Source organism: Kitasatospora sp. NPDC057198, from assembly GCF_042670125.1.
GTDB lineage: Bacteria > Actinomycetota > Actinomycetes > Streptomycetales > Streptomycetaceae > Kitasatospora.
Genome location: NZ_JBHUWH010000267.1, coordinates 1 through 10760 on the forward strand (window position 1 = coordinate 1; position 10760 = coordinate 10760).

Sequence of the window (10760 nt, forward strand, 5' to 3'; positions counted from 1 at the left end):
GCCCTCGTCCTCGGCGGCGGCCGACTCGTCGCCGCTGAGCAGCCGGGCCAGCTGGCCGCCCAGGATGCGCTTGAACTTGCGCTGCCGGGGGCGCTGGCGGTCCAGCACGGCGACCTCCAGCTGCTCCGGCGTCAGCGCCCGCGGGGTGCCGCCGTTCGGGTCGCGGGCCAGGCCGTCGACGGCCAGCTTGAGCGCCTCCGCGAGGCTCAGGCCGGCGCGGTGGCGCTGGCCGAGGTAGTTGCCGATGGAGTCGGCGTTGCCGCCGACCACCACGGCGTTCTTCTCGTCCACCACCGAGCCGTCGGGGGTGAGCCGGTAGATCTGGTCGTCGGCGTCGGTGCGGCCGACCTCGGCCACGATCAGCTCGACCTCGTAGGGCTTCTCCCCGACCGAGGAGAAGATGGTGCCGAGGGTCTGCGCGTAGACGTTGGCCAGGCCGCGGGCGGTGACGTCGGCCCGGTCGTAGGAGTAGCCGCGCAGGTCGGCGTAGCGGACGCCGCCGATGCGCAGGTTCTCGAACTCGTTGTAGCGGCCGACCGCGGCGAAGGCGATCTTGTCGTAGATCTCGGAGACCTTGTGCAGGGCGCGGGAGGTGTTCTCCGCGACGAAGACGATGCCGTCGGCGTAGGTGAGCACGACCACGCTGCGGCCGCGGGCGATGCCCTTGCGGGCGTACTCCGCGCGGTCCGCCATGGCCTGCTGGGGCGAGACGTAGAACGGCGTGGACACCGCCGGTCTCCCTTCGGGTGGTGGGGGCGGACTCAGAGGAGCGGGGCCTGCGGGCCGTTCGGGTGCTCGCGGCGCTGGTCGGTGATGGAGACCGCGATCTCGGCGACCTCGTCGTCGGAGAGCCGGCGGAAGCCGTCCTCGGTGATCAGCGTGACGATCGGGAAGATCTTGCGGGCCAGGTCGGGGCCGCCGGTCGCCGAGTCGTCGTCGGCGGCGTCGTAGAGCGCCTGGACGGCGAGGGTGGCGGCCTGCTCGCCGGTCAGCCCGTCCCGGTAGAGCTTCTTCATCGCGCCGCGGGCGAAGACCGAGCCGGAGCCGGTGGCGGCGAAGCCGGCCCGCTCCTCGGAGCGGCCGCCGGTGACGTCGTAGGTGAAGATCCGGCCGCGGCCGAGGTCGAGGTCGTAGCCGGCGAAGACCGGGACGACCGCGAGGCCCTGCATGGCCATCGCCAGGTTGGAGCGGATCATCGTGGTGAGGCGGTTGGCCTTGCCCTCGAAGGAGAGCACGGCGCCCTCGATCTTCTCGTAGTGCTCCAGCTCCAGCTGGAACAGCCGGACCATCTCGACCGCGAGGCCGGCCGTGCCGGCGATGCCGACCGCGCTGTACTCGTCCGCCGGGAAGACCTTCTCGATGTCCCGCTGGGCGATGACGTTGCCCATGGTGGCGCGGCGGTCGCCGGCCAGCACCACGCCGCCGTCGAACACCGCGGAGACGATGGTGGTGCCGTGCGGCGCCTCGATCGTCATCCCCTCCGGGAGGGGGCGCCGGCCGGGGAGCAGCTGGGGCGCGTGGCTGTCGAGGAAGTCGAGGAACGAGGAGGAACCGGGGGTGAGGAAGGCGGCCGGCAGACGCCCGGTGCCACTGAGGTTGGCTTCCACACGTGTCCTTCCGGATCGAAGATCGAAAGTTGCTTGGTGCCCCGGACCCTACCCGTTTCCGGGGCCGGTTCCACGCGCTGCGCACGGGAGCTTGCGGGAACACGAGGCCGCAGGCGCGCTCAGGGCACACCTGCGGCGCTCGTGGTGCTGTTTTCGGTGGCGGAGGGGAATCCCCCCTCTCACTCGCCGCCCTTCTGCACGAATCCGCGCACGAAATCCTCCGCGTTGGATTCCAGTACCTCGTCGATTTCGTCGAGTACCGAGTCGACGTCGTCGCTGAGCTTTTCCTGGCGCTCCTTGAGCTCGTCCGAAGCCTGCGTTTCCGCGGCCTGCTCCTCGACCTCCTCGGAGGAGCGGCTGGCCCGCTGCTGGCCTCCGCCGGTGTCCTTCTCCGCCATTTCCCTCACCCCGCTCGTTCGGTGTTCTCGTTCAACGCTGGCTGCTCACCGGAATGATTCCCCGTCGGGGAAATGTTCACCCCAGGTGATCGAAAAGTTACCCGCCGGAGAGGACGCGCACCAGGTCCTCGGCGGTGCGGCACCGGTCGAGCAGGTCCTTGACGTGCTCCCGGGTGCCGCGCAGCGGCTCCATGGTCGGCACGCGCTGCAGGCTGTCGTGGCCGGGCAGGTCGAAGATGACGGAGTCCCAGGAGGCCGCGGCCACGTGGTCGGCGTACTGCTCCAGGCAGCGGCCGCGGAAGTAGGCCCGGGTGTCGTCGGGGGGCTGGTGCGCGGCCCGGCGCACCTCGTCCTCGGTGAAGAGCCGCTCGAACCGGCCGCGCGCCTCCAGCCGGTTGTAGAGGCCCTTGTCGGCCCGCACGTCGCTGTACTGGAGGTCGACCAGCTGGAGCCGGGGGCTGTCCCAGTCCAGGCCGTCGCGCTGCCGGTAGCCCTCCAGGAGCTCCTTCTTGGCGATCCAGTCGAGCTGCCGGGACAGGCTCATCGGGTCGCGCTCCAGGCGGCCCAGCACGTCCTCCCAGCGGGCCAGCACGTCCAGGGTCTGGTCGTCGGCGTCCTGCCCGTGGCGGTCCTCGACGTACTTGCGGGCCAGCTCGCAGTACTCCATCTGGAGCTGGACGGCGGTCAGCCGGCGGCCGCTGCGCAGCTGGACCAGCTGCTTGAGGTCCGGGTCGTGGGAGACCCGGTGCAGGGTGCGCACCGGCTGGTCGACGGCGAGGTCGACGGCGATGAAGCCGTCCTCGATCATCGACAGCACCAGGGCGGTGGTGCCGAGCTTGAGGTAGGTGGAGATCTCCGACAGGTTGGCGTCGCCGATGATGACGTGCAGCCGGCGGTACTTCTCGGCGTCGGCGTGCGGTTCGTCGCGGGTGTTGATGATGGGGCGCTTGAGGGTGGTCTCCAGGCCGACCTCGACCTCGAAGTAGTCGGCGCGCTGGCTGATCTGGAAGCCGTGCCCGCCGCCCTCCTGGCCGATGCCGACCCGGCCGGCCCCGCACACCACCTGGCGGGAGACGAAGAACGGGGTGAGGTGGCGGACGATGTCGGCGAACGGGGTGGCCCGCTGCATCAGGTAGTTCTCGTGGGTGCCGTAGGAGGCGCCCTTGTTGTCGGTGTTGTTCTTGTAGAGCAGGATCCGCTGCCCGCTGGGCAGTTCGAGGGCGCGCTCGGCGGCCTCCGCCATGATCCGCTCGCCGGCCTTGTCCCAGAGCACCGCGTCGAGCGGGTTGGTGACCTCGGGCGAGGAGTACTCGGGATGCGCGTGGTCGACGTAGAACCGGGCGCCGTTGGTGAGGATGACGTTGGCCAGGCCGATGTCCTCGTCGGTGAGCTGGCTGGCGTCCGCCACGTCCCGGGCCAGGTCGAAGCCCCGGGCGTCGCGCAGCGGATTCTCCTCCTCGAAGTCCCAGCGGGCGCGGCGCGCCCGGTGCATCGCCGCGGCGTACGCGTTGACGATCTGGGACGAGGTGAGCATGGCGTTGGCGTTGGGGTGGCCGGGCACGGAGATGCCGTACTCGGTCTCGATCCCCATCACGCGCCGTACGGTCATGCGGCCCTCCTGACCTGTGGGTACTGCTGGGTGCTGCCCGGTGCTGCCGGTGCAGACGCGCCGTCCGGCTGCGGAGCCCTGCCGAGCGCCGCAGCCGGACGGGGTGGTACGCGTGCTACAGGTACTGCCCCGTGTTGGCGACGGTGTCGATGGAGCGGCCGGACTCGGCGCCCTGCTTGCCGGTGACCAGGGTGCGGATGAAGACGATCCGCTCGCCCTTCTTGCCGGAGATGCGGGCCCAGTCGTCCGGGTTGGTGGTGTTGGGCAGGTCCTCGTTCTCCTTGAACTCGTCCACGCAGGCGGCGAGCAGGTGGGAGACGCGCAGACCGCGCTGGCCGTGGTCGAGGTAGTCCTTGATGGCCATCTTCTTCGCCCGGTCCACGATGTTCTGGATCATGGCGCCGGAGTTGAAGTCCTTGAAGTACAGGACCTCCTTGTCACCGTTGGCGTAGGTGACCTCCAGGAAGCGGTTCTCCTCGGTCTCCGAGTACATCCGCTCGACCACCGACTGGATCATGGCGGCGACGGTGACCGACACCGAGCCGTCGTGCTCCTTGAGGTCGTCCGGGTGGAACGGGAGGCTGTCGCGCAGGTACTTGGAGAAGATGTCCTTCGCCGCCTCGGCGTCCGGCCGCTCGATCTTGATCTTGACGTCCAGCCGGCCGGGCCGCAGGATCGCCGGGTCGATCATGTCCTCGCGGTTGGAGGCGCCGATGACGATGACGTTCTCCAGGCCCTCCACGCCGTCGATCTCGGCGAGCAGCTGCGGGACGATGGTGTTCTCCACGTCCGAGCTGACGCCGGAACCGCGGGTGCGGAACAGCGACTCCATCTCGTCGAAGAAGACGATGACCGGCGTGCCCTCGCTCGCCTTCTCCCGGGCCCGCTGGAAGACCAGGCGGATCTGCCGCTCGGTCTCGCCCACGTACTTGTTGAGCAGCTCGGGGCCCTTGATGTTGAGGAAGTAGCTCTTGCCCTGCGGGCGGCCGGTCACCTCGGCGACCTTCTTGGCGAGCGAGTTGGCCACCGCCTTGGCGATCAGCGTCTTGCCGCAGCCGGGCGGGCCGTAGAGCAGGACGCCCTTGGGCGGCCGGAGCTCGTACTCCTTGAAGAGGTCGGCGTGCAGGTACGGGAGTTCGACCGCGTCCCGGATCTGCTCGATCTGGCCGGAGAGGCCGCCGATCTGCCGGTAGTCGATGTCCGGGACCTCCTCGAGGACCAGCTCCTCGACCTCGGACTTCGGCACCACCTCGTACACGTAGCCGGAGCGGGGCTCCAGCAGCAGGGCGTCTCCCGGGCGGAGCGTCAGCCCGTGCAGCGGCTCGGCGAGCCGCACCACGCGCTCCTCGTCGGTGTGGCCGGTGACCAGCGCGCGGTCGCCGCCCTCCAGCACCTCCTTGAGGGTGACGATCTCGCCGATCCGCTCGAACGCCATCGCCTCGACGACGTTGAGCGCCTCGTTGAGCATCACCTCCTGGCCGCGGCGCAGCTCGTCCAGCTCGACGCTGGGGCTGACGTTGACCCGGAGCTTGCGGCCCCCGGTGAAGATGTCGGCGGTGCCGTCCTCGTTCTTCTCGAGGAAGGTGCCGAATCCGGCCGGCGGCTGGGCGAGCCGGTCGACCTCCTCCTTGAGGGCCACGATCTGGTCGCGGGCCTCGCGCAGGGTCGCGACGAGCCTCTCGTTCTGGGCGGTCACACCGGCCAGGCTGGTCTGCAGCTCGACGATCCGCTCCTCGAGGATCCTCGATCCGCGCGGGGAATCCGCGAGCCTGCGCCGAAGGACGGCGATCTCCTGTTCGAGGTAGGAGACCTGCGCGGCCTCGTCGGACCCCCGTGCGGGCCTGCCGGCGCTGCGGTCGTACTCGTCATCGTGGGCTGCCACGGTCCTCACCTCCTCCTGGGGGAGCTGGACGACCCAAACCTACCTGGGACCAGGGCGATGTAAACCCCTTAGTGATCAGAAAGGCGGGTCGGGCGTGTCCGGTTGTTCGCCCTGCGTGCTTCCCCTCTTGGTAGAGGAGATGCCCACCGCTCAACGGTTCAAAGCAGCGCGGATGTATCGTGACAGGAATGTCCCCGAATACGGGGCGACGAGCGCAGAAACGGCAGGGGCAATGGCGGGGACGGGCGAGGCACTCGAAGTCTGGATCGACCAGGATCTGTGCACCGGCGACGGCATCTGCGCGCAGTACGCGCCCGAGGTCTTCGAACTCGACATCGACGGGCTGGCCTACGTCAAGGGCGCGGACGACGAACTGCGCCAGCAGCCGGGCGAGACGGTGCCCGTTCCGCTGACGCTCCTTCAGGACGTGGTGGACTCCGTCAAGGACTGCCCCGGCGACTGCATCCACGTCCGCCGGGCGGCGGACGGCGTCGAGGTCTACGGGCCGGACGCCGACTGACCGGCTGACGGGCGCTCAGGCCGGCGGCTCCTCGGGCCGGCGGCGGCTCAGGCCCGCGGCGGCTCAGGCGCCGGCCGTCGGCGTGCTGGTCTCCTGCTTGGTCCACGCCCCGGCGGTCCGGGTCCAGGACAGGTCCACCCGCAGGTCGGGCGAGAAGCGCGGCACGTCCGGGGAGGAGTAGCCGCGGGCGGTGCCGCGGATCGAGCCGTCGCTGCGGATCGCCAGCTCGGTGACGGTCAGGCCCTCGCTGTCGGGCAGCAGCGTGACGGGGGCGGCGTCGGCGGTCACCAGGAACACCCCGTCCGGCGGAGTGCCCATGTCCGCCCGGCAGTGCGCGGCGGCGACGGTCACCGGCCTGCCGTCCAGCACCGCGGACGCCTTCAGGCTCACCGCGACCGGGAACGGGCCGCACTCCAGCGGCAGGTCCGCCTTCGCCGGGTCGACCTCGGGCAGCGGCGCGGCCGTCGGCACCGGCTCCGCGACCGGCCCGTCGGCCGCCTGCTGACCGCCCGTCACCGCCCCGGTCGCCGAGGTCGCGCCCAGCGCCCCGCCCACCACGGCCGCGCAGCCCGCCGCGACCAGCACCCAGTGCTTCAGGCCCGACCGCGCGTGCCCGGGTATCCGACGCTCCGTCACCACGAGACTCCCCTCTTCCGGTCCGGGCATCCTTCCACACGGCCGGGCGCCGCGTGCGGGCAGGGACGCGGGGGACCGCGCGGGGCGCGGGACGCCGACAGCCGGGCCGCGAGGAGGGCAGTGGCCTGCCGTTCCCCCGCGACCCGGCTGCGGGTGCGTGGTTGCCCGCGCCTACTCCGGGAGGTCCCGGGCGTCGTGCGAGGCGGCCTGGCGCTGCGCCTTGCGGACGGCGGCGCGCTCGGCGAGCGAGAGTTCGGTCTCGGGGCCGGTCTCGTAGTCCTCGCCGTAGGAGCCCTTGGCGGGGCGGCGGCGGCGCAGCGGGGGCTCGACGCCGTCGGCGAGGCGGCGGGCGGTGAGCAGGAAGCCGGTGTGGCCGATCATCCGGTGGTCCGGGCGGACGGCGAGGCCCTCCAGGTGCCAGGTGCGGACCATGGTCTCCCACGCCTGCGGCTCGGTGAAGGTGCCGTGCTCGCGCAGCGCCTCGACGGTGCGCGACATCTGGGTGGTGGTGGCCACGTAGCAGCAGATCAGGCCGCCGGGGACGAGCGCCTTGGAGGCGACGTCCAGGCACTCCCAGGGGGCGAGCATGTCGAGGACGACCCGGTCGACGTCGGTCTCGACCAGGTTGTCCTGGAGGTCGCCGACGGTGAGCTTCCAGGCCGGGTGCGGGCCGCCGAAGTAGCGCTCGACGTTGCCGCGGGCGATGTCGGCGAAGTCCTGCCGGCGCTCGTAGGAGGCGAGCGAGCCGGTGTCGCCGACGGCGCGCAGCAGGTAGGTGGAGAGGGCGCCGGAGCCGACGCCCGCCTCGACCACCTTCGCGCCGGCGAAGATGTCGGCCATGGCGAGGATCTGGCCCGCGTCCTTGGGGTAGATCACCGCCGCGCCGCGCGGCATGGACAGGACGTAGTCGGGGAGCAGGGGGCGCAGCGCGAGGTACGGGACGTTGCCCGTCGTGCGGACGACCGTGCCCTCGGGAGCGCCGATCAGCTCGTCGTGCGGGAACATACCCTTGTGGGTGTGGAACTGGTTCCCGGCCTGGAGCGTGAACGTGTAGTGGCGGCCCTTGGGGTCGGTCAGCTGGACCTGGTCCCCGACCTGGAAGGGCCCGCGTCGGCGGGTGGCACCGGTCGGTTCGGACATGGGGGCCATCCTACGGGAGCCGGAGGGCTGCCCCCGACCACATGATCAGTTCGCGCCCGCGGCCCGGCCCTGGAGCGCGGCGGTGAGCTTGCGCTCCAGGTCGGTGAGGGAGAGCACGCCGTAGACCGAGCCGTCCGGGCGGAGCACCAGGTACTCGGTGGCGGGGGCGCGGCGCAGCGTGTCGAGGATCTGTTCGCCGGCCAGGTCGACGGGGACGGTGAGGCCGGGTTCGAGGTCGCGGGAGACGGCGCTGACGGCGACCCAGGGGCGGCGGTGCTCGGGGACGGCGCTGACCGCGGACTCCTTGACCACGGCGATCGGCTCGCCGCGTCCGTCGACCACCACGATCGCCCCGGCGTGGGCCTCGCGGGCCCGGCGCATGGCCTCGCCGAGCGGGGTGTCGGCGGTGACGTCGATGCTGCGGCGGGCCATCTCGCGGACCTTGAGCCGGGGCAGCACCTCCTTGAGGCGGGCGTTGCGCAGCGAGTTCCCGGCGCCCTGCCAGATGATGAAGCCGAGGATGGCGGCGAGCACGCCGTCGACCATGGCCTCGGTGGCGGAGCGCTCGACGTCCTGGGAGGAGCTGAGGATCGGCAGGCCGAGGACGACCGCGACGGCGAGGGCGCGGCCGGCCCAGACCGCGGCCAGGGTGCCCTTCATCGGGTTGCCGGTGGCGGCCCAGACGACGGCGCGCAGCATCCGGCCGCCGTCCAGCGGGAGGCCGGGGAGCAGGTTGAAGGCGGCGACGACCAGGTTGGAGACCATCAGCCCGGCGAGCAGCACGCCGGGGACGGTGGCGGGTTCGACGGCGCGCAGGCCGAGCCAGAAGGCGCCGCCGAGCAGCAGCGAGAGCAGCGGGCCGACGAAGGCGAGCCAGAACTCGCGCCACGGGCGGTCGGCCTCCTTCTCGATCTCGGAGACGCCGCCGAGGAACTGGAGCTGGATCCGGCGCACGCCGAGCCGGTAGCGGATCCCGACCACGGTGTGGGCGAGTTCGTGGACCAGCACCGAGCCGTAGAAGGCGACGGCGAAGGAGAAGGCGAGCAGGTAGCGGGCGCCGCCGAGGTCGGGCAGCACGTCGGCGAGGCGGCTGCCGAAGACCCAGGTGATCAGGGCGGCGACCAGGAACCAGGACGGGGTGACGTAGACGGGCACGCCGAACGGACGGCCCATCAGGATGCCGCCGCGCGGCTGGTCGTCGGGCTTCGGCTTCTCCGGTGCCCGCCCCTCGGTGTCGTTCACCGTGCTCCTTCCGTCCCGCCGTCCGCTGGTGCCTCGTACGCTACGTGATCTCGCCCCGGGAACGGCGGCGCACCCCGCCCTCCCTTCTCCTATACCCAGCCTCCCCGACCCGTTCGCCTCCGGTGTCGGTCCGGTGCAATAGGGTCGTGGCATGCAGCAGACCGACCCTTCGCCCGCCCCGCGGCCGGCCGCCCGGCCGACCGGGCTGTCGCCGTCCCGGGCGGGCGACTTCATGACCTGCCCGCTGCTGTACCGGCTGCGGGTGATCGACCGGCTGCCGGAGCCGCCGAGCGCGGCCGCGACCAGGGGCACCCTGGTGCACGCGGTGCTGGAGCGGCTGTTCGACCACCCGCCGGCCGAGCGGACGCCGCAGCGGGCGCTCGGGCTGCTGGGCCCGCAGTGGGAGCGGTTGCTGGGGGAACGGCCGGAGCTGGCGGAACTGTTCCCGGGCGAGCCGGAGAAGTTGGCCGGCTGGCTGGCGGACGCCGAGAAGCTGGTGGAGAAGTGGTTCCGGCTGGAGGACCCCGCCCGGCTGCACCCGGCGGAGCGGGAGCTGTACGTGGAGACGGCGCTGCCCTCCGGCCTGCTGCTGCGCGGGTACATCGACCGGGTGGACGTCGCGCCGTCCGGCGAGGTGCGGCTGGTGGACTACAAGACCGGCCGGGCGCCCTCGCGGGACTTCGAGGGCCGGGCGATGTTCCAGATGAAGTTCTACGCGCTGGTGGTGTGGCGGTGGAGGGGCGTGGTCCCCAAGCGCCTGCAGCTGGTCTACCTGGGCGGCGGCGGGGACGTGGTGACGTACGACCCGGACGAGGCCGACCTGATCGCGGTGGAGCGGAAGCTGGAGGCGCTGTGGGAGGCCATCTCGGCGGCGGTGGCCACCGGTGACTTCCCGGCGACGCGCAACCGGCTGTGCGACTGGTGCGACCACAAGGCGTCCTGCCCCGAGTTCGGCGGCACTCCCCCGCCGTACCCGCTGCCGCTGGCTACAGAGACCATTCCTGGCAAGGAGTCGTAGGTGACGATCCGTGTGCTGCTGGTGGACGACCAGCCGCTGCTGCGTACCGGTTTCCGGATGATCCTGGAGGCGGAGTCCGACCTGGTGGTGGTCGGCGAGGCGGGCGACGGGCAGCAGGCGCTGGACCAGGTCCGCGCCCTGCAGCCGGACGTGGTGCTGATGGACATCCGGATGCCCCGGATGGACGGCGTGGAGGCGACCCGGCGGATCGCCGGCCCGGACCGGGACGGCCCGGCGAAGGTGCTGGTGCTGACCACCTTCGACCTGGACGAGTACGTGGTGGAGGCGCTGCGCGCCGGTGCCAGCGGCTTCCTGCTGAAGGACGTGCCGGCCGAGGAGCTGGTGCAGGCGATCCGGGTGGTGGCGGACGGCGCGGCGATGCTCGCCCCGTCGGTGACCCGCCGACTGCTGGACATGTACGCCACCAAGCTGCCCTCGGGGGACGAGGCGCCGCCGCAGGCGCTGACGGTGCTGACCGAGCGCGAGCTGGAGGTGCTGCGGCTGGTGGCGCGCGGCCTGTCGAACGCGGAGATCGCCGCCGAGCTGTTCGTCTCGGAGACCACGGTGAAGACGCACGTGGGCCACGTGCTGACCAAGCTCCAGCTGCGCGACCGGGTGCAGGCGGCGGTGTACGCGTACGAGAGCGGCCTGGTGCGCCCGGGTTCGCTGTAGCCCGCGGCCCGGGAGCGCCGGACGGCCCGTCACCCC

The 10760-nt window shown here is 71.8% G+C and carries 11 protein-coding genes; 3 read left to right on the forward strand and 8 right to left on the reverse strand.

From position 1 onward, the window contains the following. The 5 genes from prcA to arc form a co-directional block, all read right to left on the reverse strand. Nucleotides 1-729: proteasome subunit alpha (prcA, locus tag ACFUEL_RS25905; protein ID WP_380239162.1), on the reverse strand; the 729-nt coding region annotated here is incomplete at its 3' end. Between the two features lie 32 nt (nucleotides 730-761). Beyond that, nucleotides 762-1607, reverse strand: a complete 846-nt coding sequence (gene prcB / locus ACFUEL_RS25910; RefSeq protein ID WP_380239163.1) for a proteasome subunit beta — start codon at nucleotides 1605-1607, stop codon at nucleotides 762-764. A 179-nt stretch (nucleotides 1608-1786) separates the two neighbouring features. Further along, nucleotides 1787-2005: a ubiquitin-like protein Pup gene (locus ACFUEL_RS25915; protein ID WP_380239164.1), complete on the reverse strand. Its 219-nt coding sequence runs from the start codon at nucleotides 2003-2005 to the stop codon at nucleotides 1787-1789. Between the two features lie 97 nt (nucleotides 2006-2102). Further along, complete coding sequence (dop, locus tag ACFUEL_RS25920; protein WP_380239165.1) at nucleotides 2103-3614, reverse strand: depupylase/deamidase Dop; 1512 nt, start codon at nucleotides 3612-3614, stop codon at nucleotides 2103-2105. 115 nt (nucleotides 3615-3729) lie between these two features. Beyond that, nucleotides 3730-5496, reverse strand: a complete 1767-nt coding sequence (arc, locus tag ACFUEL_RS25925; protein ID WP_380239166.1) for a proteasome ATPase — start codon at nucleotides 5494-5496, stop codon at nucleotides 3730-3732. Nucleotides 5497-5728: 232 nt separating this feature from the next. Here arc and ACFUEL_RS25930 point away from each other — a divergent pair, with 232 nt between their 5' ends. Continuing rightward, complete coding sequence (locus tag ACFUEL_RS25930) at nucleotides 5729-6016, forward strand: ferredoxin (RefSeq protein WP_033255313.1); 288 nt, start codon at nucleotides 5729-5731, stop codon at nucleotides 6014-6016. 63 nt (nucleotides 6017-6079) lie between these two features. Here ACFUEL_RS25930 and ACFUEL_RS25935 read toward each other — a convergent pair whose 3' ends face one another. The 3 genes from ACFUEL_RS25935 to ACFUEL_RS25945 all read right to left on the reverse strand — a co-directional run bounded on the left by ACFUEL_RS25935 (nucleotide 6080) and on the right by ACFUEL_RS25945 (nucleotide 9034). Beyond that, on the reverse strand, nucleotides 6080-6652 hold the full coding sequence (locus ACFUEL_RS25935; protein ID WP_380239167.1) for a hypothetical protein: 573 nt from the start codon (nucleotides 6650-6652) through the stop codon (nucleotides 6080-6082). 171 nt (nucleotides 6653-6823) lie between these two features. Beyond that, the gene (locus ACFUEL_RS25940; protein ID WP_380239168.1) at nucleotides 6824-7792 is read right to left on the reverse strand and encodes a tRNA (adenine-N1)-methyltransferase; all 969 of its coding nucleotides are present in this window, start codon (nucleotides 7790-7792) and stop codon (nucleotides 6824-6826) included. Nucleotides 7793-7837: 45 nt separating this feature from the next. Next, nucleotides 7838-9034, reverse strand: a complete 1197-nt coding sequence (locus tag ACFUEL_RS25945; protein ID WP_380239169.1) for a site-2 protease family protein — start codon at nucleotides 9032-9034, stop codon at nucleotides 7838-7840. Between the two features lie 151 nt (nucleotides 9035-9185). Between ACFUEL_RS25945 and ACFUEL_RS25950 the strand changes: the two genes are divergently transcribed. Together ACFUEL_RS25950 and ACFUEL_RS25955 are read left to right on the forward strand one after the other, a co-directional pair. Then, a complete protein-coding gene (locus tag ACFUEL_RS25950; RefSeq protein WP_380239170.1) occupies nucleotides 9186-10052 on the forward strand; it encodes a RecB family exonuclease in 867 nt (288 codons plus the stop codon). Then, nucleotides 10053-10724, forward strand: a complete 672-nt coding sequence (locus tag ACFUEL_RS25955; RefSeq protein ID WP_380239171.1) for a response regulator — start codon at nucleotides 10053-10055, stop codon at nucleotides 10722-10724. The last annotated feature ends 36 nt before the right edge of the window (nucleotides 10725-10760 follow it).

Coding starts and splice junctions, on each gene's coding strand:
- dop (WP_380239165.1), bottom strand. CDS start 3,614: ATGACCGTACGGCGCGTGATGGGGATCGAGACCGAGTACGGCATCTCC.
- ACFUEL_RS25930 (WP_033255313.1), top strand. CDS start 5,729: ATGGCGGGGACGGGCGAGGCACTCGAAGTCTGGATCGACCAGGATCTG.
- ACFUEL_RS25915 (WP_380239164.1), bottom strand. CDS start 2,005: ATGGCGGAGAAGGACACCGGCGGAGGCCAGCAGCGGGCCAGCCGCTCC.
- ACFUEL_RS25940 (WP_380239168.1), bottom strand. CDS start 7,792: ATGTCCGAACCGACCGGTGCCACCCGCCGACGCGGGCCCTTCCAGGTC.
- ACFUEL_RS25950 (WP_380239170.1), top strand. CDS start 9,186: ATGCAGCAGACCGACCCTTCGCCCGCCCCGCGGCCGGCCGCCCGGCCG.